At 68.4% G+C, this 18,088-nt stretch carries 31 protein-coding genes; 2 read left to right on the top strand and 29 right to left on the bottom strand.

Annotated elements, in window-relative coordinates:
- Nucleotides 1-491: 491 nt before the first annotated feature.
- Both eccE and F9C12_RS20105 read left to right on the top strand, forming a co-directional pair.
- The gene (gene eccE / locus F9C12_RS20100; RefSeq protein WP_409183479.1) at nt 492-1,724 is read left to right on the top strand and encodes a type VII secretion protein EccE; all 1,233 of its coding nucleotides are present in this window, start codon (nt 492-494) and stop codon (nt 1,722-1,724) included.
- Nucleotides 1,725-1,806: 82 nt separating this feature from the next.
- Nucleotides 1,807-2,526 (top strand): hypothetical protein, encoded by a 720-nt coding sequence (locus F9C12_RS20105; RefSeq protein ID WP_009072347.1) that lies wholly within the window; start codon nt 1,807-1,809, stop codon nt 2,524-2,526.
- A 158-nt stretch (nt 2,527-2,684) separates the two neighbouring features.
- Here the strand turns inward: F9C12_RS20105 and F9C12_RS20110 are convergent, their stop codons facing one another.
- The 29 genes from F9C12_RS20110 to rplV form a co-directional block, all read right to left on the bottom strand.
- Nucleotides 2,685-2,819 (bottom strand): hypothetical protein, encoded by a 135-nt coding sequence (locus tag F9C12_RS20110; RefSeq protein WP_409466887.1) that lies wholly within the window; start codon nt 2,817-2,819, stop codon nt 2,685-2,687.
- Entirely contained in the window at nt 2,816-3,013 is a 198-nt protein-coding gene (locus F9C12_RS20115) for a CopG family transcriptional regulator (RefSeq protein ID WP_409183481.1), read from the bottom strand. Before F9C12_RS20115 ends, F9C12_RS20110 begins: the two co-directional genes overlap by 4 nt.
- Nucleotides 3,014-3,046: 33 nt before the next feature.
- Nucleotides 3,047-3,883 carry a tRNA pseudouridine(38-40) synthase TruA gene (gene truA, locus F9C12_RS20120; RefSeq protein WP_409466888.1) on the bottom strand — a complete coding sequence of 279 codons (837 nt, stop codon included), beginning with the start codon at nt 3,881-3,883 and terminating at the stop codon, nt 3,047-3,049.
- A 72-nt stretch (nt 3,884-3,955) separates the two neighbouring features.
- A complete protein-coding gene (rplQ, locus tag F9C12_RS20125) occupies nt 3,956-4,501 on the bottom strand; it encodes a 50S ribosomal protein L17 (RefSeq protein ID WP_009072343.1) in 546 nt (181 codons plus the stop codon).
- A gap of 42 nt (nt 4,502-4,543) precedes the next feature.
- Nucleotides 4,544-5,617: a DNA-directed RNA polymerase subunit alpha gene (locus F9C12_RS20130; RefSeq protein WP_037368516.1), complete on the bottom strand. Its 1,074-nt coding sequence runs from the start codon at nt 5,615-5,617 to the stop codon at nt 4,544-4,546.
- 102 nt (nt 5,618-5,719) lie between these two features.
- Nucleotides 5,720-6,325: a 30S ribosomal protein S4 gene (gene rpsD / locus F9C12_RS20135; RefSeq protein ID WP_037368514.1), complete on the bottom strand. Its 606-nt coding sequence runs from the start codon at nt 6,323-6,325 to the stop codon at nt 5,720-5,722.
- 23 nt (nt 6,326-6,348) lie between these two features.
- The gene (rpsK, locus tag F9C12_RS20140; protein WP_009072340.1) at nt 6,349-6,753 is read right to left on the bottom strand and encodes a 30S ribosomal protein S11; all 405 of its coding nucleotides are present in this window, start codon (nt 6,751-6,753) and stop codon (nt 6,349-6,351) included.
- Between the two features lie 18 nt (nt 6,754-6,771).
- Nucleotides 6,772-6,957 (bottom strand): hypothetical protein, encoded by a 186-nt coding sequence (locus F9C12_RS20145; protein ID WP_009072338.1) that lies wholly within the window; start codon nt 6,955-6,957, stop codon nt 6,772-6,774.
- Complete coding sequence (gene rpsM, locus F9C12_RS20150) at nt 6,954-7,334, bottom strand: 30S ribosomal protein S13 (protein WP_009072337.1); 381 nt, start codon at nt 7,332-7,334, stop codon at nt 6,954-6,956. Before rpsM ends, F9C12_RS20145 begins: the two co-directional genes overlap by 4 nt.
- A gap of 198 nt (nt 7,335-7,532) precedes the next feature.
- The gene (rpmJ, locus tag F9C12_RS20155; RefSeq protein ID WP_004558882.1) at nt 7,533-7,646 is read right to left on the bottom strand and encodes a 50S ribosomal protein L36; all 114 of its coding nucleotides are present in this window, start codon (nt 7,644-7,646) and stop codon (nt 7,533-7,535) included.
- A 37-nt stretch (nt 7,647-7,683) separates the two neighbouring features.
- The gene (infA, locus tag F9C12_RS20160; protein WP_004558881.1) at nt 7,684-7,905 is read right to left on the bottom strand and encodes a translation initiation factor IF-1; all 222 of its coding nucleotides are present in this window, start codon (nt 7,903-7,905) and stop codon (nt 7,684-7,686) included.
- Between the two features lie 229 nt (nt 7,906-8,134).
- On the bottom strand, nt 8,135-8,911 hold the full coding sequence (map, locus tag F9C12_RS20165; protein WP_409186802.1) for a type I methionyl aminopeptidase: 777 nt from the start codon (nt 8,909-8,911) through the stop codon (nt 8,135-8,137).
- 44 nt (nt 8,912-8,955) lie between these two features.
- Entirely contained in the window at nt 8,956-9,510 is a 555-nt protein-coding gene (locus tag F9C12_RS20170; protein WP_037712276.1) for an adenylate kinase, read from the bottom strand.
- Nucleotides 9,507-10,814: a preprotein translocase subunit SecY gene (gene secY / locus F9C12_RS20175; RefSeq protein ID WP_409183483.1), complete on the bottom strand. Its 1,308-nt coding sequence runs from the start codon at nt 10,812-10,814 to the stop codon at nt 9,507-9,509. Before secY ends, F9C12_RS20170 begins: the two co-directional genes overlap by 4 nt.
- 773 nt (nt 10,815-11,587) lie before the next feature.
- Nucleotides 11,588-12,034, bottom strand: a complete 447-nt coding sequence (rplO, locus tag F9C12_RS20180) for a 50S ribosomal protein L15 (protein ID WP_009072329.1) — start codon at nt 12,032-12,034, stop codon at nt 11,588-11,590.
- Nucleotides 12,031-12,216 carry a 50S ribosomal protein L30 gene (rpmD, locus tag F9C12_RS20185; RefSeq protein WP_004558875.1) on the bottom strand — a complete coding sequence of 62 codons (186 nt, stop codon included), beginning with the start codon at nt 12,214-12,216 and terminating at the stop codon, nt 12,031-12,033. Before rpmD ends, rplO begins: the two co-directional genes overlap by 4 nt.
- Nucleotide 12,217: 1 nt before the next feature.
- Nucleotides 12,218-12,859, bottom strand: coding sequence for a 30S ribosomal protein S5 (gene rpsE, locus F9C12_RS20190; protein ID WP_009072328.1), 642 nt, complete (start codon nt 12,857-12,859; stop codon nt 12,218-12,220).
- 31 nt (nt 12,860-12,890) lie between these two features.
- Nucleotides 12,891-13,292 (bottom strand): 50S ribosomal protein L18, encoded by a 402-nt coding sequence (rplR, locus tag F9C12_RS20195; RefSeq protein WP_037712274.1) that lies wholly within the window; start codon nt 13,290-13,292, stop codon nt 12,891-12,893.
- Entirely contained in the window at nt 13,292-13,831 is a 540-nt protein-coding gene (gene rplF / locus F9C12_RS20200) for a 50S ribosomal protein L6 (protein ID WP_009072324.1), read from the bottom strand. Before rplF ends, rplR begins: the two co-directional genes overlap by 1 nt.
- A gap of 16 nt (nt 13,832-13,847) precedes the next feature.
- Nucleotides 13,848-14,246, bottom strand: coding sequence for a 30S ribosomal protein S8 (rpsH, locus tag F9C12_RS20205; protein ID WP_009072322.1), 399 nt, complete (start codon nt 14,244-14,246; stop codon nt 13,848-13,850).
- 106 nt (nt 14,247-14,352) lie between these two features.
- On the bottom strand, nt 14,353-14,538 hold the full coding sequence (locus F9C12_RS20210; protein WP_009072321.1) for a type Z 30S ribosomal protein S14: 186 nt from the start codon (nt 14,536-14,538) through the stop codon (nt 14,353-14,355).
- 1 nt (nt 14,539) lies between these two features.
- On the bottom strand, nt 14,540-15,103 hold the full coding sequence (rplE, locus tag F9C12_RS20215; protein ID WP_409183485.1) for a 50S ribosomal protein L5: 564 nt from the start codon (nt 15,101-15,103) through the stop codon (nt 14,540-14,542).
- A gap of 1 nt (nt 15,104) precedes the next feature.
- Nucleotides 15,105-15,419 carry a 50S ribosomal protein L24 gene (gene rplX, locus F9C12_RS20220; protein WP_009072317.1) on the bottom strand — a complete coding sequence of 105 codons (315 nt, stop codon included), beginning with the start codon at nt 15,417-15,419 and terminating at the stop codon, nt 15,105-15,107.
- Nucleotides 15,419-15,787, bottom strand: a complete 369-nt coding sequence (gene rplN / locus F9C12_RS20225) for a 50S ribosomal protein L14 (RefSeq protein WP_004558867.1) — start codon at nt 15,785-15,787, stop codon at nt 15,419-15,421. The genes rplX and rplN overlap by 1 nt, the downstream gene beginning before the upstream one ends.
- Before the next feature lie 75 nt (nt 15,788-15,862).
- Nucleotides 15,863-16,141, bottom strand: a complete 279-nt coding sequence (gene rpsQ / locus F9C12_RS20230; protein WP_009072315.1) for a 30S ribosomal protein S17 — start codon at nt 16,139-16,141, stop codon at nt 15,863-15,865.
- Nucleotides 16,138-16,383 (bottom strand): 50S ribosomal protein L29, encoded by a 246-nt coding sequence (gene rpmC / locus F9C12_RS20235; RefSeq protein ID WP_009072314.1) that lies wholly within the window; start codon nt 16,381-16,383, stop codon nt 16,138-16,140. The genes rpsQ and rpmC overlap by 4 nt, the downstream gene beginning before the upstream one ends.
- Nucleotides 16,383-16,799 (bottom strand): 50S ribosomal protein L16, encoded by a 417-nt coding sequence (gene rplP / locus F9C12_RS20240; protein ID WP_009072313.1) that lies wholly within the window; start codon nt 16,797-16,799, stop codon nt 16,383-16,385. The genes rpmC and rplP overlap by 1 nt, the downstream gene beginning before the upstream one ends.
- Before the next feature lie 3 nt (nt 16,800-16,802).
- Nucleotides 16,803-17,651 carry a 30S ribosomal protein S3 gene (gene rpsC / locus F9C12_RS20245; protein WP_409183486.1) on the bottom strand — a complete coding sequence of 283 codons (849 nt, stop codon included), beginning with the start codon at nt 17,649-17,651 and terminating at the stop codon, nt 16,803-16,805.
- Complete coding sequence (rplV, locus tag F9C12_RS20250; RefSeq protein ID WP_344270166.1) at nt 17,651-18,064, bottom strand: 50S ribosomal protein L22; 414 nt, start codon at nt 18,062-18,064, stop codon at nt 17,651-17,653. Before rplV ends, rpsC begins: the two co-directional genes overlap by 1 nt.
- Between the last annotated feature and the right edge of the window lie 24 nt (nt 18,065-18,088).

The raw sequence follows: 18,088 nt of genomic DNA on the forward strand, positions 1-18,088 counted from the left end.
GCACTCCCCCTCCGGGCGTCCCCGGCGGACCGGGCGGTCCCGGTCGTCCCGGCGGGCCGGTCACTCCCGGACCCGGCGTTCCCAAACCCGGCGGTCCTGGTCCCGGCGTTCCGGCGGCTCCCGGCGCTCCCGGGCCGGGCGGGCCCAAGCCTGGCGGACCCGGTGGTCCCGGCGGACCCAAGCCTGGTCCCGGCGGCCCCAAACCCGGCGGCCCGGGCGGTCCCGGCGGGCCCGCGGGTCCTGCCGGTCCTCCCGGCCCGCGGACCGGACGTCCTGGCGGCGGCGGGCCTAACGCTCCTCGCCCGGGCGGTCCCGGCGGCAACGGTCCCGGCGGACCGGGTGGTCCTGGCGGCCCCGGCGGACCGGGCGGTCCCGGCGGCGGCGGACCAGGTGGTCCCGGCGGCCCCGGTGGTCCCGGCGGACCGAACAGCGGCGGCGGCGCGGAAGGCAGCGAACCCGCGCCGACCGGCGGCGCCGCGACCGCGCTCCGGATGGCCCCGCCCTCGCGGCGGCGTTCGGGCGGGATCTCGCTCGGCCCGCTGCCCGTGGTCAACCTCGTCGTGCTGGAAGTCGGCGTCGCGATCGGACTCGTGCTGCTCGCGATCAACATGCAGCTCAAGTACGTCGCGATCGGCGTCGCCGCGCTCGGCCTGATCCTCGCTTTCCTGCGCGTGGGCGGCCGCTGGTTCACCCAGTGGCTCTCCCTGACGCTGCGGTACCGGTTCCGCTCGCACGGCCGCGTGGCGACCCCTCCGCCGCCGACCAGCATCGAGGAACTCGCCGAGGAAAGCGCCGTCACCGGCCCGGAGGACGCGCGGGTCAGCCTGCTGCGGCTGGCTGTGCCGGACCTCGTGGTGGCGCACGCGGTCGACCACGAACGGCAGGAAGTCGGCATCGCCTGGAACGACGGCACCTGGACCGCGGTCCTGCTCGTCGAGCCGATGCCGGCGATGATCTCCCAGGCCGGGGGCGCGCCCAGCCTTCCGCTGTCCGCGCTCGCCCCGTGCCTGGAAGACCGCGGCGTGCTGCTGGACTCCATCCAGATGATCTGGCACAGCTACCCGGGTTCGGCCGCGATGCCCGCGGACGCCCCGGCGCTCAGTTCCTACCTCGAGGTGCTCGGCCCGCTGCCCGCGGCGGCCCGGCGGACCACGTGGATCGCGGTCCGGCTCGACCCGCGGCGCTGCCCGGAGGCGATCCGGGAACGCGGCGGCGGCGTCGTCGGCGCGCACCGCGCGATGATCGGTGCCCTGTCGCGGGTGCGCAACGCGCTGGAGTCCCAGGGGGTGCCGACCCGGCCGCTCGACCCGGACGAACTGCTGCGCGCCAGCATCTCGGCGGCCGAACTCACCGCGGTCGCCGGTTCGAACGAGAAGGTCAGCCTGCAGGAGAGCTGGACCGGCGTCACCGCGGCCGGCATCGGGCACTCCAGTTACGCGATCACCGGCTGGCCCAAGGGCAAGATCAGCGGCAGCCTCAACGGGCTGACCAGTGTGCGCGCGCTGTCCGCGACGGTCGCCATGGCGATCTCGCCGTCGGCGGACGAGGGCCGCATCGGCCTGCGCGGCGTGGTGCGGCTCAGCGCCCGCAACCCGCGCGAGCTGGACGCCGCCGACCAGCGGCTGCAGAGCATCGCGGAACGGCTGGACGTCGACCTGACGCCGATGAAGGGCATGCAGATCTCGGCGTTCTCCGCGACGCTGCCGATCGGAGGGACCGCATGAGCGCCGCTTGCCAGCGAATCGTCGTTATTCATGCCGTCGTCTCCTCGGCAACCAGCGTGAAACTCCTCAAGGAGGCGGCGGCATGAGTACTCGAGTTCGCGACGCCGGGCAGAACACCGGTCTCGCCCCGGAGTTCACCGTCGACCCGGCCATGCTCGACGCGATCAGCCCGTCCGGCGACCGAGGCGGCGTCGTCCTCGGTTCCGGCCTCAAGGGCGAGCCGCTGACGGTTTCCGCGCTGCGCTCGCAGCCGACCCGCATCGTGCTCGTCGGCGGCCTCTATCTGGCCCGCCAGGTCGCGCTGCGCGCCATGGCGACCGGTGCGTGGGTCGTAGTGGCCACCGGCCGTCCCGCGGCGTGGCAGGTGCTGCAGCAGGCCGCCGGAAGCCGCGACGGACGCCCGTCTCCGCTGGTGCAGATCCGTCGCCTCTCGCCGGTCGAACTGCCGCGCCCGTCCGAGGACGCCCCGCTGCTCGTGGTGACCGACGGCGGACCGACCCCGCAGGACCTGTTCCCGCCCCGGTCGCCGTGGCAGACCACGGTGTACGTGCTGCCGTACCTGCACCCGCAGGCGGGCACGACGGCGAACGCCGCGGACCTCGTGCTGATGCAGCGGCTGCCCGCCGGACAGGCCGAACTGGCGGCCCGGATCTGGCGCTTGCCGCCGCAGATGATGCGCCAGCTGACCACGCTGAAGGACGACCAGGTCGTCGCGCTGGGCACGAACCTGTGGCGTCCGCTGCGGCTGGTCACGACGCAGAAGGAACAGCAGCTGCTCGGCCCGGTTCGCCGCGGCGACTGAAAGCGGGCAGAACGGTGAAGGCCTCCTTGCGGGATTCCGCGAGGAGGCCTTTTATCATTTCCGGCGTTCGGCCACCGACTGATAGGGCAGGGTCCCGGTCGCCGTCGCGATCATCAGGTCGTACGCGTCGTCGTCCGGCGCGTCCATGCCGGAACCGCTCAGCCCCGTAGAAGACGTACACCGACATCCAGCCGAGCCGCTTGTTCCCGTCGATCAGCGGCTGATTCCAGCAGCGCCGCGGCTTTCTCGGGCACGCCCGGATAGGCGTCCTGCGTCAGGTACTCGATGTTCACTGTGCCAGGCGATCAAGCAGGGCGGCGTAGCGGGAGCGGCCTTCGCTGGAAAGTTCGCGCACCTGATCGTCCCGGACCCGGCGGGCCGCGGCGTCCGCGATCGCTCGCACCACCGCTTCGTGCTTGCTCACCCCGTCTGCCTCGTCAAGCAACGCGAGCGCACGCTCCATCTCGTCGTTCGACCGCAAAGTCATCACCTGGCCTGCTCTTTTTCCGCCCGATCCGGCTTAAAGCTCGGTCGACGACCGCACGTTCCGGGTCTGCTCCGCCCGCGCGGCCAGCAGCTCGTCCGGCGGGTAATCCACCGCCGTCAACGTCAGCCCGTGCGCCGGGGCGACCGCGCTGTCGCGCGTCCCGCTCGCCAAAACCTCGCCGGGCCAATCGGTTCCGCGCCGCCCGTCCCCCACGAGCAGCAGGACGCCGACCAGGCTGCGGACCATCGAATGACAGAACGCGTCCGCGCTGACCCGGACTTCCAGCAGGTGCTCGTCGATCCGCGTCCACTCCAGACGCTGCAGCTCGCGGATCGTCGTGCCGCCCTCGCGCTGTTTGCAGTACGCCGCGAAGTCCTGCAAGCCCAGCAAAGCCTCAGCGGCGGTGTTCATCCGCTCTGTCGACAGTGGACGGCCCCAAGCCAGAGTGTCGTTGCGGCGCAACGGATCGACACCCCACGGAGCGTCTGAGACGCGGTACCGGTAGTGCCGCCGGATCGCCGAGAAGCGGGCGTCGAAACCCTCCGGGGCCACGCGCGCGTTCAGCACCCGCACGTCGGCGGGCAGAAGTTTGTTCCACCGGCCGCGCATGCGCGTCAGGTCCGGGATTCCTTGCTCGTCAACGGGAATCCGGCCCGGCGCGCCAGGCGCGAACGGGACGACGTCGACGTGCACGACCTGACCGGTCGCGTGCACCCCGGCGTCCGTGCGGCCCGCGACGACCACGGACTTCGGCACCGACTCCCCCGGTGGCTGGCGGTGCAGGGCCTGTTCCAGCTCGGCCTGCACGGTGCGCCGGCCGGGCTGGCGGGCCCAGCCGGAGAAATCCGTGCCGTCGTAGCTCACGTCCAAGCGCAGACGAACGAGCCCGCCCTCCCCGTGGGGAGCGGCGGGCTCGTCCGGTGCAGACAGTGCCGGCAGGACTCAGTCCTTCTTGGCGTCGGCGTCGCCCTCGGAGGCAGCGGCCTCGTCGGCGGCCGGAGCCTCTTCGGCAGCCGGGGCCTCTTCGGTCGCGGCGGGAGCCTCAGCGGCTTCCTCGGCGACCGGAGCGGCGGCGACCTCGTCCTTGGCGAACTTGGTCTTGCGGGCCCGCTCGGCCTCGGACGTCACGGTCTTCTCCGCGACCAGTTCGATGACGGCCATGGCGGCGTTGTCGCCCTTGCGCGGCATCGTCTTGGTGATGCGGGTGTACCCGCCGGCGCGCTCCGCGAAGTGCGGACCGATCTCGGCGAACAGCTTGTGCACGACGTCCTTGTCCCGGACGACCTTCTGCACCAGGCGACGGTTGTGCAGGTCGCCCCGCTTCGCCTTGGTGATCAGCTTCTCAGCCAGCGGGCGGACCCGCTTGGCCTTCGCCTCGGTCGTCGTGATCTTGCCGTGCTCGAACAGCTGAGTGGCCAGGTTGGCCAGGATCAGCCGCTCGTGCGCGGCGGACCCGCCGAGCCGGGCTCCCTTGGTAGGGGTGGGCATGACTTTCTCCTAGTTCAGCTCACAGCGTCCGGGCACGAGGCCTCAGAGCTGCTCGGTCTCTGCGTAGTCCTGGCCATCGTCGTGGCCGTCGTCCGAAATCCCGCCGCCGATGCCGGCGACCCCTTCCGACCAGCCCTCGCCGTCGTAGCTGGTGGCAGCCGCGGACGGGTCGAACCCGGGCGGGCTGTCCTTCAGCGCGAGGCCGAGGCCGACGAGCTTCAGCTTGACCTCGTCGATCGACTTGGCGCCGAAGTTGCGGATGTCGAGAAGGTCCGCCTCGCTGCGCGAGACCAGCTCGCCCACCGTGTGGATGCCTTCGCGCTTCAGGCAGTTGTACGACCGGACGGTGAGGTCCAGGTCCTCGATCGGCATCGCGTAGGCGGCGATGGTGTCCGCCTCCTGCGGCGACGGGCCAATCTCGATGCCCTCGGCGTCGACGTTCAGCTCGCGGGCGAGACCGAACAGCTCCACCAGCGTCTTGCCCGCCGAGGCCACCGCGTCGCGCGCGGTGATCGACGGCTTGGTCTCGACGTCCAGGATCAGCTTGTCGAAGTCGGTGCGCTGCTCGACACGGGTCGCCTCGACCTTGTACGTCACCTTCAGCACCGGCGAGTAGATCGAGTCGACCGGGATCCGGCCGATCTCCGCGCCCGCCTGCTTGTTCTGCAGGGCCGGAACGTAACCGCGGCCGCGCTCGACGACCAGCTCGATCTCGAGCTTGCCCTTGCCGTTCAGCGACGCGATGTGCAGATCCGGGTTGTGCACGGTGACGCCCGCGGGCGGCACGATGTCGGCGGCCGTGACCTCACCCGGGCCCTGCTTGCGCAGGTACATGGTGACCGGCTCGTCCTCTTCCGAGGACACGACCAGTTCCTTCAGGTTCAGGATGATGTCGGTGACGTCTTCCTTCACCCCGGGAACGGTGGTGAATTCGTGCAGCACGCCGTCGATGCGGATGCTCGTCACGGCCGCGCCCGGGATGGACGACAGCAGCGTGCGCCGCAGCGAGTTGCCGAGCGTGTAGCCGAAGCCGGGCTCCAGCGGTTCGATGGTGAACCGGGAGCGGGTCTCGTTGACCGTCTCTTCGCTGAGAGCCGGCCGCTGGGAAATCAGCATTCCTTAATTCCTTTCCAGACGACGCCCGCCATATGACGTCGAAGGGATGGCGCGGCGGCGGCGCACTGGACGCCGCCGCCCGTAACCAGTCGCAGAGACCGGTTACTTCGAGTAAAGCTCGACGATCAGCTGTTCCTGGACCGGAACGTCGATCTGCGCGCGCTCCGGCAGCTGGTGGACCAGCACGCGGAGGTTCGACGGGACGACCTGCAGCCACGCCGGAACCGGGCGCTCGCCGAAGGACTCCTTGGCCGCGACGAAGGGCAGCATGCCCATCGACTTCGGCCGCACGTCGATGATGTCCCACTTGGTCACCTGGTAGGACGGCACGTTGACCTTGACGCCGTTGACCAGGAAGTGGCCGTGGCTCACCAGCTGCCGCGCCTGACGGCGGGTGCGGGCGATGCCGGCGCGGTAGATCACGTTGTCCAGCCGGGACTCGAGGATCTGCAGCAGGTTCTCACCGGTCTTGCCCGGACGCCGCACGGCTTCCTTGTAGTACCGGACGAACTGGCGCTCGAGAACGCCGTAGGTGTAGCGAGCCTTCTGCTTCTCCTGCGACTGCAGGAGGTACTCGGACTCCTTGATGCGCCCGCGGCCGTGCTGGCCCGGCGGGTAGGGGCGACGTTCGAACGCCTGGTCGCCGCCGATGAGGTCAACCTTGAGGCGACGCGAAATACGCGTCGCGGGGCCGGTGTAACGAGCCATTTCTTAGTACTCCTCCCCGTTCCTCAGACCCGGCGCCGCTTGGGCGGGCGGCAGCCGTTGTGAGGCTGCGGGGTCACGTCCTGGATGGTGCCGACCTCGAGGCCGGCCGCCTGCAGCGAGCGGATCGCCGTCTCGCGGCCCGAACCCGGGCCCTTCACGAAAACGTCGACCTTCTTCATGCCGTGCTCGGCCGCCTTGCGGGCGGCGTTCTCGGCGGCCATCTGCGCGGCGAACGGGGTCGACTTGCGCGAGCCCTTGAAGCCCACGTGGCCGCTGGAGGCCCACGCGATCACGGCGCCGGTCGGGTCCGTGATGGAGACGATGGTGTTGTTGAAGGTGCTCTTGATGTGCGCGTGACCGTGCGCGACATTCTTCTTTTCCTTGCGGCGGACCTTCTTGGCCCCCGCAGTGCGGCTCTTGGGTGGCATTGTCTGAGGGTTCTCCTGTTAACGCGCGTTCTCTTGGTGAGCGGCGACGGCTTCCTGCTGCCCGCGGCGGATGATGGATCCGGCGTCGGTGTAGAGGTTCCGCAGCGCCATCGGGCGGGCGTAGAGCGCCTTGGGCGAGACACAAGCCGTGGAGCGACGGACGGAACCGCCCATGCGAACGACCTTCTTGCCCTGGGTGCTCACTTCTTGCCAGCCTTCTTCTTGCCGGCGACCGTCTTCTTCGGGCCCTTGCGGGTGCGGGCGTTGGTCTTGGTGCGCTGCCCGCGCACCGGCAGACCGCGACGCCAGCGCAGACCCTGGTAGGTCCCGATCTCGATCTTGCGCCGGATGTCGGCGTTCACCTCACGGCGAAGGTCACCCTCGACCTTGAAGTTTTCGTCGATGTAGTCCTTCAGCTTGACGAGATCCTCGTCGCTGAGGTCCTTGACGCGGGTGTCGGCGTTCAGCTCGGCAGCAGCGATCATCTGCTTCGAGCGGGTACGGCCGATCCCGTAGATGTAAGTCAGCGCGATCTCCAACCGCTTCTCGCGGGGAAGGTCGACGCCAGCGAGTCGTGCCACTGGTGCTCCTTTATCGAGTTTGTCTTCAGGTCTGCTCCCCGTCCGGTTCCGGAACCGACTCGCCTGTCGTGCCCGTGGCTTGCGCCCCGGGTGTCCCGGCCCCGGCCTGAAGTCCGGGGGTGCGCCGGACCGCTTTCGCGGCCCGGCAGGTACGGGGAGGGTGGGTTAGCCGTCAAGCGGCCTGCTGCAGTGCGGTTCTCAGCCCTGACGCTGCTTGTGACGCAGGTTCTCGCAGATCACCATGATCCGGCCGTGACGGCGGATCACCTTGCACTTGTCGCAGATCTTCTTGACGCTCGGCTGGACCTTCACGTCTTCCTGCTTCCTGCTCTGCTCAGCTCTGGCGTGATCACTTGTAGCGGTAGACGATGCGACCACGGGAGAGGTCGTAGGGCGACAGCTCCACGACAACCCTGTCTTCGGGCAGGATGCGGATGTAGTGCTGCCGCATCTTGCCGCTGATGTGTGCCAGGACCTTGTGGCCGTTCTCCAACTCGACGCGGAACATCGCGTTGGGGAGCGGCTCGACCACGCGGCCTTCGACCTCGATGGCCCCGTCTTTCTTAGCCATGTCCTCCGCAATCCCTGATGCACGCTTGATGTGCACAGCGTGATCGGCTTTGAGCTCGAGTCCTTGCTTACTGGGTGGTGCTCGGCCACACTCGGCCCCGGGTCCATGTGGTTCGCGAGAATTCACGAGCATGCTGGAACCGGCGCATGAGCGCGCCGACTTGACAGTGTACGCAACCCGTGCAGTACCCCGTCGACCGGGGGGCAAGTAGACCCGTGTGAGTGGCCGCTCAGGACTCTTCGGGCAGGGTGAGCACCCAGGGACCGTCCTCGGTGATGGCGACGGTGTGCTCCCAGTGCGCGGCGCGCGAGCCGTCGACGGTGACGACCGTCCAGCCGTCGTCCAGTTCGAGGGTTTCGCCGCTGCCGCCGGTCAGCATGGGCTCGACCGCGAGCGCCATGCCGGGCTTGAGCCGCGGGCCCTTGCCGGGTTTGCCGACGTTCGGCAGGAACGGCTCCATGTGCATCTGCCTGCCGATGCCGTGGCCGCCGTACTCGAGGATCTCGCCGTACTCGCGGCCGTCGTCCTCGCCGGCCTGGCGGGCGGCGGTCTGCACGGCGAACGAGATGTCGGTGAGCCGGGAGCCCGCGCGGACGGCCTCGATGCCGGCCCACATGGCGCGCTTGGTCGCTTCGGAGAGCTGCCGGTCCTTTTCGCTGACCTCGCCGATCTCCAGGGTCACCGCGGAGTCGCCGTGCCAGCCGTCGAGGATCGCGCCGCAGTCGACCGAGATCAGGTCGCCCTCGGCGAGCACCTGCTTGTCCGACGGGATGCCGTGCACGATCTGCTCGTTCACCGACGCGCAGATCGACGCCGGGAATCCGTGGTAGCCCTTGAACGAGGGCACCGCGCCGGCGTCGCGGATCGTCTGCTCGGCCAGCTGGTCGAGCTCGGCCGTGCTGACGCCGGGCCGGGCGAGTTCGCGCACGGCGGCGAGGGTGCGGGCGACGACGAGACCGGCCGCCCGCATGGCCTCCAGCTCGCCGCGGGTCTTGATCTCGATCATGCGCCCGCGGCGGAGCACTTGCAGAACACGCAATCCTCCGAGATTCACGTGCGGTCGCGCAGCGCTTTCAGCACGCGGTCCGAGATCTCCTGCACCTCGCCGACGCCGTCGACCTTCACCAGGATGTCGGCGTAGTACTCGAGCAGCGGCGCGGTTTCCGACACGTACACCTGCTGGCGACGGCGGATGACGTCTTCGGTGTCGTCCGAACGGCCGCGCGACATGAGGCGGCTGACGACGACGTCCTCGGCCACGTCGAGCTGGATGACCGCGTCGAGCTTCGTGTCGGCCTCGCTCAGCATCTCGCCGAGGACCTCGGCCTGCTTGGTGTTGCGCGGGAACCCGTCGAGCAGGAAGCCCGCCTTCGCGTCCGGTTCGGCCAGCCGCTCACGGACCATCTCGTTGGTCACCGAGTCCGGGACCAGTTCGCCGGAGTCCAGGTACCGCTTGGCCTCCTGGCCGAGCGGGGTCTCCTGCCCGACGTGCGCCCGGAAGAGGTCGCCGGTCGAGATGTGCGGGATCCGCAGCTGCTCGGACAGGGCAACCGCCTGCGTGCCTTTGCCCGCGCCGGGCGGTCCGACGAGAACCAGTCGCGTCACTTCAAGAACCCTTCGTAGTTGCGCTGCATCAGCTGGCTTTCGATCTGCTTCACGGTGTCGAGCCCGACGCCGACCATGATCAGCACAGCCGTGCCACCGAACGGGAAGTTCTGGTTGTTCCCGCTGCCGGTGAGGGACAGGAAGAAGTTCGGGAGGATCGCGATGATGCCCAGGTACAGCGAGCCGGGAAGAGTGATCCGGCCCAGCACGAAGCTGAGGTACTCGGCGGTGGGACGGCCGGGACGGATGCCCGGGATGAAGCCGCCGAACTTCTTCATCTCTTCCGCACGCTCGTCCACGTTGAACGTGATCGTGATGTAGAAGTAGGTGAAGAAGATGATCAACAGGAAGTAGAGCAGGATGTGCACCCAGCTGCTCTGGTTGACCAGGTAGTTCTGGATGAAGGACTGCCAGCCCGAGTTGCTCTGCGGGTCGCCGATCAGCTGGCTGAGCAGCTGCGGAAGGTACAGCAGCGACGAGGCGAAGATGACCGGGATGACACCGGCCTGGTTCACCTTGATCGGCAGGTAGGTCGAGGTGCCGCCGTACATCCGGCGGCCGACCATGCGCTTGGCGTACTGCACCGGGATCCGGCGCTGGCCCTGCTCGACGAAGATGACGCTGGCGATGATCACCAGGCCGAACGCGCACACCACGGCCAGCGCGACGCCGCCGCCGTTGCTGATGATGTTGGCGCCCTCGGCCGGGATGCGGGCCGCGATGTTCAGGAAGATCAGCACCGACATGCCGTTGCCGACGCCGCGCTCGGTGATGAGCTCGCCCAGCCACATCATCACCGCGGTGCCCGCGGTCATGGTGACCACGATCAGCGTCAGCGAGTAGATGCTGTTGTCCGGGATGATCGGCTGCGAGCAGCCCTGGAACAGGGTGCCGCGGTCGGCCAGCGCGACCACGCCGGTGGCCTGCAGGATCGCGAGCGCGATCGTGAGGTACCGGGTGTACTGGGTCAGCTTGTTCTGGCCGGCCTGGCCTTCCTTCTTCAGCTCCTCGAACCGCGGGATGACCACGGTGAGCAGCTGAATGATGATGCTCGCGGTGATGTAGGGCATGATGCCCGTCGCGAACAGCGACAGCTGCAGCAGAGCACCGCCGCTGAAGAGGTTGAGCAGCTGGTACACGCCCTGCTGGTCGGCCTGTGCGGTACAGGCCTGCACGGCGGCGAACGAGACCCCCGGAGCCGGGATGGTTGCACCGATCCGGTAAACCGCGACGATGGCTAGCGTGAACAGGATCTTCTTGCGTAGATCCGGCGTCGCGAGAGCCGAGCGGAATGCGCTGAGCACGCGGGGGACCTCCTCGGCGTCGTCGGTCGTCCCAACCGACGATCGGCTTGGCCGGTACGAGACCGGCGGGATGTCTGACTCACTGGCAAGCCAGGAACGCTTCAGGGCAAACAGGCCCGGAAGCGTGCCGCCGACTCTAACAGCTTCGCATGGGCCACCTGCAGCGCGTGTGCGTTTTACGTCTCACCACGAGCCGATCAAGCAACCAAGAGCCGCAGGTGAGGCCGGTCGGAGCACAGATGATCACCTGTTCGGCCCGCACCGTTAGACGGGATTCCGCGCAACAGCACGGAAAACGCACCCGAGGCAAGCCCGCGAGGGGAACCCTCACGCCCCCGGCGTCCCTCAGGCTCCCCTCACGACCAGCCGAGGTCCGCGAGGGCCACCCTTCACAGCCCCTGATCCCCTCACGACCCACACCCACCGCCGCGATGCACCCCAACGCGACATAGGGGCGCGAGCCCCGGCCCTAAACCGCCACCGCTGCACCCAACAGCGAGGCACCCAGCCCTAAAACCGCACCGCTGCACCCAAACAGCGAGGCACCCAGCCCCTCCCCCGCACCCCGATACGAAGCCTCCCTGCGGGCGGTGGGTGCTTGTCAAGGCATCTTTCCCGCCTTGACAAGCACCCACCGCCCGTCAGCACAATCAAGCTTCGGGGTGCCCCACGCAACCCAAGACGACGGCAATGTCGCCCCCCAGGGCGACGAGCCGATAAAAAACGGACCCGCCCGGAAATCCCGGACGGGCCCGCTCTAAACCGAAGCCAGATCAGCTAACGGTGGCCGAACCACCAGCAGCCTCGATCTTCTCCTTGGCAGAACCAGAGAAAGCATGCGCGGTCAGCTCAAGCTTGACCCCGTTCAGGTCCCCGTTCCCGAGCACCTTAACCAGCTTGCCCTTACGAACAAGCCCGTTCGCAGCCAGCTCCTCCGGCCCGACCTTGCCCCCGTCGGCGAACACGCGAGCGATGTCGCCCACGTTCACCGGCTGGTACTCGGTGCGGAACCGGTTCTTGAACCCACGCAGCTTCGGCAGCCGCATGTGGATGGGCATCTGCCCACCCTCGAACCCGGCGGGCACGTTCTTCCGGGCCTTGGTGCCCTTCGTGCCGCGGCCCGCCGTCTTGCCCTTCGAGCCCTCACCACGGCCGACGCGGATCTTGTCGCGCTTGGCGCCAGGAGCCGGACGAAGGTGGTGGATCTTGATGGCGGTCATGCCTGGACCTCCTCGACCTCCACCAGGTGGCGGACGGTGTGGATCAGGCCGCGCACCTGGGGGGTGTCCTCACGCACGACGCTCTGGCGGATCTTGCGCAGCCCGAGGGTGCGCAGCGACTCGCGGTGAGCGTGCTTCGTGCCGATCTTGCTCTTGACCTGAGTGACCTTGAGCTGAGCCATGTCAGACCCCCTGGCCGGCACGCTGGCGCAGCATCCGGGCCGGGGCGACGTCCTCGAGCGGCAGACCGCGGCGAGCGGCCACCTCCTCCGGACGCTGCAGGCCCTTCAAGGCCGCCACCGTCGCGTGCACGATGTTGATGGCGTTGTCGGAGCCGAGCGACTTCGACAGCACGTCGTGGACGCCCGCGCACTCCAGCACCGCGCGCACCGGGCCGCCGGCGATCACACCGGTACCAGCGGAGGCGGGACGGAGCAGCACGACCCCGGCGGCTTCCTCACCCTGGATCGGGTGCGGAATGGTGCCGGCGACGCGCGGAACGCGGAAGAAGTTCTTCTTCGCTTCCTCGACGCCCTTGGCGATGGCCGCGGGAACTTCCTTGGCCTTGCCGTAGCCGACGCCGACCTGGCCGTCGCCGTCGCCGACGACCACCAGAGCGGTGAAGCTGAAGCGACGACCGCCCTTGACGACCTTGGCGACGCGGTTGATCGTCACGACCTTCTCAAGGTGCGGGGTCTTGTCCTGGGCCGCCCCGCCACGGCCGCCGTCGCGCCGGTCGCGACGGTCCCGACGGTCACCGCGGTCGTTGCCGCCCTGACCCGGTCCGCCCTGGCCGCCGCCGAATTGCCGTGTACGTCCCGGCATCAGGCTTTCCTTCCATTCACGAGCATGTGCATCAGAACTTCAACCCCGCCTCGCGGGCGGCGTCGGCGAGCGCGGCGATGCGGCCGTGGTAGGCGTTGCCGCCACGGTCGAACACCACGGCTTCGATGCCGGCGTCCTTGGCGCGCGAAGCGACCAGTTCGCCGACCTTGGCCGCCTTGGCCTTCTTGTCGCCCTCGAAGGACCGCAGGTCCGACTCGAGGGTGGACGCCGACGCCAGCGTGTGACCGGCGAGGTCGTCGATCACCTGCACGGTGATGTGCCGCGAGGACCGCTTGACGACCATGCGCGGACGCACCGGCGTGCCGCTGATCTTCTTGCGGAGGCGGAAGTGCCGACGGGCCTTGGCGACGCGGCGGCGGGTCGAGATGTCCTTGCCGACCGGCTTGCGCTTCGTGGTAGTCGTGTCGCTCATCACTTACCCGTCTTTCCGACCTTGCGGCGGATCTTCTCACCCTCGTAGCGCAGGCCCTTGCCCTTGTACGGGTCCGGGCGGCGCAGCTTGCGGATGACCGCGGCGGTCTGGCCGACCTTCTGCTTGTCGATGCCGGACACCGAGAACCGGGTGGGCGACTCCACCTTGAAGGTGATGCCTTCCGGAGCCTCGATCTTCACCGGGTGGCTGTAGCCGAGGGCGAACTCGAGGTCCGAGCCCTTGGCCTGCACCCGGTAACCGACGCCGTGGATTTCCAGCTTCTTCTCGTAGCCCTCGGTCACGCCCACCACGAGGTTGTTCACCAGCGTGCGGGTGAGGCCGTGCAGGGCGCGGCTCGTGCGCTCGTCGTCCGGGCGCTTCACCAGCAGCGCGCCGTCCTCGCCGCGCTCGACGGTGATCGGCTCGGCGACAGTGTGCTCCAAGGTGCCCTTCGGCCCCTTGACCTTGACGTTCTGGCCGTCGATGGTCACCTCGACCCCGGAGGGGACGGAGACCGGCAGCTTTCCGATGCGTGACATGTCTGTGCCCCCTTCCTTACCAGACGTAGGCGAGGACTTCGCCGCCCACGTTGTTGCGCTTGGCCTGCCGGTCGGTCTGCAGACCCGCGGACGTCGAGATGATCGCGACGCCGAGGCCGCCGAGCACGGACGGCAGTTCGGTCGATTTTGCGTAGACCCGCAGACCCGGCTTGGAGACGCGGCGAAGGCCGGCGATGCTCCGCTCGCGGTTGGGGCCGTACTTCAGCTCGACGACCAGGTTCTTGTGCTTCTCGCCCGGCTCGTCGCGGTAGCTCGCGATGTAGCCCTCGCGCTTGAGGATCTCGGCGATGTTCGCCTTGATCTTCGAGTGCGGAAGCACGACCTCGTCGTGGTACGCCGAGTTCGCGTTGCGCAGACGGGTCAAGAAGTCTGCGATCGGGTCGGTCATCGTCATGGTGACCTGTCAACCTTTCTCGCCTGGTTCCCCGCCTCGCCCGGCCGGAACGGTGTCCGGCCGGGTCGGCGGGGCCTGTGGCGAACTGGGAATAGAGTTTCGAGCCTTACCAGCTGGACTTGTGAACGCCGGGCAGTTCACCTGCGTGCGCCATTTCCCGGAGGCAGATCCGGCACAGGCCGAACTTGCGGTAGACCGAGTGCGGACGCCCGCACCGGTTGCAACGGGTGTAGGCGCGCACCGCGAACTTCGGCTTCTTCGAGGCCTTGCTGATCAGCGCTTTCTTGGCCATCTCAGTTCTCCTTGAACGGGAAACCGAGCTTGCGCAGCAGCGCCCGGCCCTCGTCGTCGGTGGTGGCGGTGGTGACGACGGTGACGTCCATGCCACGGGGGCGGTCGATGTCGTCCGGGTTGATCTCGTGGAACATCGACTGCTCGTTGAGACCGAACGTGTAGTTGCCGTTGCCGTCGAACTGCTTGGCCGAAAGACCGCGGAAGTCGCGGATACGGGGCAGCGCGATGGTCAGCAGCCGGTCGAGGAATTCCCACATCCGGTCGCCGCGCAGCGTGACGCGCGCGCCGATCGGCTGGCCCTCGCGCAGCTTGAACTGCGCGATGGACTTGCGAGCCTTGCGGATCTCCGGCTTCTGCCCGGTGATCAGGGCGAGGTCGCGGACCGCGCCGTCGATCAGCTTGCTGTCCCGGGCGGCGTCCCCGACACCCATGTTCACGACGATCTTGGTGACGCCGGGAATCTGGTGCACGTTGGGGATGGAGAACTCCTTCTGGAGCTCGCCCTTGATCTCTTCGCGGTACCGGGTCTTGAGACGCGGCACGATCTTCTCTGCGGTGGTCATGTCAGATGTCCTTGCCGTTCCGGCGCGAGACCCGGACCTTCTTGCCGTCCTCGCCGATGCGGTAGCCCACCCGGGTCGGCTTGCCGTCCGAGTCCACGACCATCACGTTCGAGACGTGGATGGGCGCTTCCTGGGTCACGATGCCGCCGGACTGCGCGCCGCGCTGGGTCTGGGTGATCCGGGTGTGCTTCTTGATCCGGTTGACACCCTCGACCAGCACGCGCTCGCGGTCCGGGTAGGCCTGGATGACCTTGCCCTTGGCGCCCTTGTCCTTGCCGGCGATAACGACGACCGTGTCGCCCTTCTTCACCTTCATCACAGCACCTCCGGCGCGAGCGAAATGATCTTCATGAACTTTCGGTCGCGCAGCTCGCGGCCCACCGGGCCGAAGATGCGGGTGCCCCGGGGCTCGTTGTCGTTCTTGATGAGCACGGCGGCGTTCTCGTCGAACCGGATGTAGGAACCGTCCGGACGACGGCGCTCCTTCACCGTGCGGACGATGACTGCCTTGACGACATCGCCCTTCTTCACCCCGGCGGCCGGGATGGCGTCCTTCACGGTGGCGACGATGATGTCGCCGATGCCGGCGTAGCGCCGCCCGGAGCCGCCGAGCACGCGGATGCAAAGGATTTCCTTAGCACCGGTGTTGTCGGCAACCCGAAGCCGCGACTCCTGCTGGATCACGTCAACTCCTGTATGTCGCGCTGGTTCTCGCCTGTCGGCGAGCCTTGCGGAACCAAGGACTCCGAAGAGCCCTGCTTACTTGGCCTTCTCCACGACCTGCACCAGACGCCAGCGCTTGGTGGCCGACAGCGGCCGGGTCTCCATCAGGGTGACCCGGTCGCCCACGCCCGCCTCGTTGTTCTCGTCGTGCACCTTCACCTTGGAGGTGGTGCGGACGACCTTCGAGTAGCGCGGGTGCTTCTTGCGGTCTTCGAGCTCGACCACGATCGTCTTGTCCATCTTGTCCGAGACGACGTAACCCTCGCGGACCTTGCGGTAGTTGCGGACGGTCTTCTCGGTGGCAGCCTCGCTCATGCGGCACCTTCACTTTCGGCGTCGGGAGCCACGGACAGGCCGAGCTCGCGCTCGCGCATGACCGTGTAGATCCGCGCGATGTCCGTGCGGACGGTGCGCAGCCGACGGTTGTTGTCCAGCTGCCCGGTCGCCATCTGGAAGCGGAGGTTGAAGAGCTCCTCCTTGTATTCCTTCAGACGCAGCACGAGCTCTTCGGCGGTGAGCTCACGCAGCTCGGATGCCTGTGCGGCTCCGTTAGCCATCAGAACTCACCTTCCCGGGTCACGATGCGGCACTTCATGGGCAGCTTGTGGATCGCGCGGCGGAGCGCCTCGCGGGCGGTCTCCTCGTTCGGGAAGCTGATCTCGAACATCACGCGGCCCGGCTTCACGTTGGCGATCCACCACTCGGGCGAACCCTTGCCGGAACCCATGCGGGTTTCCGCCGGCTTCTTGGTCAGCGGGCGGTCCGGGTAGATCGTCGTCCACACCTTGCCGCCACGCTTGATGTGACGGGTCATGGCGATACGAGCGGACTCGATCTGCCGGTTCGTCACGTAGCTGTGCTCAAGCGCCTGGATGCCGTACTCGCCGAAGTTGACCTTGGTACCGCCCTTGGCGGCACCGTGGCGCTTCGGGGAGTGCTGCTTGCGGTGCTTGACCCTGCGCGGGATGAGCACGTCTCAGCCCTCCGTCTTTTCTGCGGTCTCGGTGGCCGGGGCCGCCGCCTCAGTAGCGGTGTCGCTCTTCGCGGCCGCGGCGGCGCGGCCGGCCTCGGTGGAGGTCGGGGTCGTGCCCGACGAACCGGAACGACGCGGCCGGGACGGCCGGTCCCCGCGGTCGCGGCGCGGCGCGCGGTCCGCTGCCGACGCGGCGGCGTCGCGCTCGGCGCGCGCCTTCAGCCCGCCGACGAGCTCGCCCTTGTAGATCCACACCTTCACGCCGATGCGGCCGAACGTCGTCTTGGCCTCGAAGAAGCCGTAGTCGATGTCAGCGCGCAGCGTGTGCAGCGGGACCCGGCCGTCGCGGTAGTGCTCGGAACGGGACATCTCGGCACCGCCGAGACGACCGCCGCACTGCACGCGGATGCCCTTGACCTGCGGCGAGCGCATGGAGGTCTGGATCGCCTTGCGCATCGCGCGGCGGAACGCCACGCGGTTGCTCAGCTGCTCCGCGACGCCCTGGGCGACCAGCTGCGCGTCGGCCTCGGGGTTCTTCACCTCGAGGATGTTCAGCTGGACCTGCTTCTTGGTCAGCTTCTCCAGCGCGCCGCGGATCCGGTCGGCCTCCGCGCCGCGGCGGCCGATGACGATGCCCGGCCGGGCGGTGTGGATGTCGACGCGGACGCGGTCACGGGTGCGCTCGATCTCGACCTTGGAGATGCCGGCGCGCTCCATGCCGGTGGAGAGCAGCTTGCGGATCTTGACGTCCTCGGCCACGTACTCCGCGTACTGCTTGTCGGCGTACCAGCGCGACTTCCAGTCAGTGGTGATACCCAGGCGGAAGCCGTGCGGGTTGATCTTCTGGCCCACTACCGGCCACCTGCCTTCTTGTTGCTCTTCTTCTCCGCAGGCCGCGACTCGACCACCACGGTGATGTGGCTGGTGCGCTTGCGGATCCGGTACGCACGGCCCTGGGCCCGCGGACGGATGCGCTTGAGGGTCGGGCCCTCGTCGGCGGTCGCGGACTTGATCCAGAGCGTCTCCGGGTCCAGCTGGAGGTTGTTCTCGGCGTTGGCCGCCGCGCTGGCGATGACCTTCGCGAGCTGCGTGCTGGCAGCCTGCGGCGCGAACCGGAGCACGGCCAAGGCCTCGCTGACGCTACGACCCTTGACGAGCTCGATCACCCGGCGCACCTTCATCGGCGCGTCCCGGACGAAACGAGCCCGCGCGACGGCCGTGGGCAGCTCTTCTGCCGTGGCCGTGGCGTTTGACTGGGCGTTCATCTGCTTCCCTTAACTTTCTCTGGC

The organism is Amycolatopsis sp. GA6-003, from assembly GCF_046267895.1.
Taxonomy (GTDB): Bacteria; Actinomycetota; Actinomycetes; order Mycobacteriales; family Pseudonocardiaceae; genus Amycolatopsis.

Coding starts and splice junctions, on each gene's coding strand:
- rpsQ (WP_009072315.1), bottom strand. CDS start 16,141: ATGAGCGAGGCTGCCACCGAGAAGACCGTCCGCAACTACCGCAAGGTC.
- rplF (WP_009072324.1), bottom strand. CDS start 13,831: ATGTCACGCATCGGAAAGCTGCCGGTCTCCGTCCCCTCCGGGGTCGAG.
- rplQ (WP_009072343.1), bottom strand. CDS start 4,501: ATGCCCACCCCTACCAAGGGAGCCCGGCTCGGCGGGTCCGCCGCGCAC.
- rplE (WP_409183485.1), bottom strand. CDS start 15,103: ATGACCACCGCAGAGAAGATCGTGCCGCGTCTCAAGACCCGGTACCGC.
- rpsE (WP_009072328.1), bottom strand. CDS start 12,859: ATGCCGGGACGTACACGGCAATTCGGCGGCGGCCAGGGCGGACCGGGT.
- F9C12_RS20130 (WP_037368516.1), bottom strand. CDS start 5,617: ATGCTGATTTCCCAGCGGCCGGCTCTCAGCGAAGAGACGGTCAACGAG.
- eccE (WP_409183479.1), top strand. CDS start 492: ATGGCCCCGCCCTCGCGGCGGCGTTCGGGCGGGATCTCGCTCGGCCCG.
- rplR (WP_037712274.1), bottom strand. CDS start 13,292: ATGAGCGACACGACTACCACGAAGCGCAAGCCGGTCGGCAAGGACATC.
- F9C12_RS20115 (WP_409183481.1), bottom strand. CDS start 3,013: ATGACTTTGCGGTCGAACGACGAGATGGAGCGTGCGCTCGCGTTGCTT.
- rpsD (WP_037368514.1), bottom strand. CDS start 6,325: ATGGCTCGTTACACCGGCCCCGCGACGCGTATTTCGCGTCGCCTCAAG.
- F9C12_RS20105 (WP_009072347.1), top strand. CDS start 1,807: ATGAGTACTCGAGTTCGCGACGCCGGGCAGAACACCGGTCTCGCCCCG.
- rplV (WP_344270166.1), bottom strand. CDS start 18,064: ATGAACGCCCAGTCAAACGCCACGGCCACGGCAGAAGAGCTGCCCACG.
- rpmC (WP_009072314.1), bottom strand. CDS start 16,383: ATGGCTAACGGAGCCGCACAGGCATCCGAGCTGCGTGAGCTCACCGCC.
- map (WP_409186802.1), bottom strand. CDS start 8,911: ATGATCGAGATCAAGACCCGCGGCGAGCTGGAGGCCATGCGGGCGGCC.
- rplO (WP_009072329.1), bottom strand. CDS start 12,034: ATGACCGCCATCAAGATCCACCACCTTCGTCCGGCTCCTGGCGCCAAG.
- F9C12_RS20210 (WP_009072321.1), bottom strand. CDS start 14,538: ATGGCCAAGAAAGCGCTGATCAGCAAGGCCTCGAAGAAGCCGAAGTTC.
- rpmD (WP_004558875.1), bottom strand. CDS start 12,216: ATGGCTCAGCTCAAGGTCACTCAGGTCAAGAGCAAGATCGGCACGAAG.
- rplX (WP_009072317.1), bottom strand. CDS start 15,419: ATGAAGGTGAAGAAGGGCGACACGGTCGTCGTTATCGCCGGCAAGGAC.
- infA (WP_004558881.1), bottom strand. CDS start 7,905: ATGGCTAAGAAAGACGGGGCCATCGAGGTCGAAGGCCGCGTGGTCGAG.
- rpsH (WP_009072322.1), bottom strand. CDS start 14,246: ATGACGATGACCGACCCGATCGCAGACTTCTTGACCCGTCTGCGCAAC.
- rpsK (WP_009072340.1), bottom strand. CDS start 6,753: ATGCCACCCAAGAGCCGCACTGCGGGGGCCAAGAAGGTCCGCCGCAAG.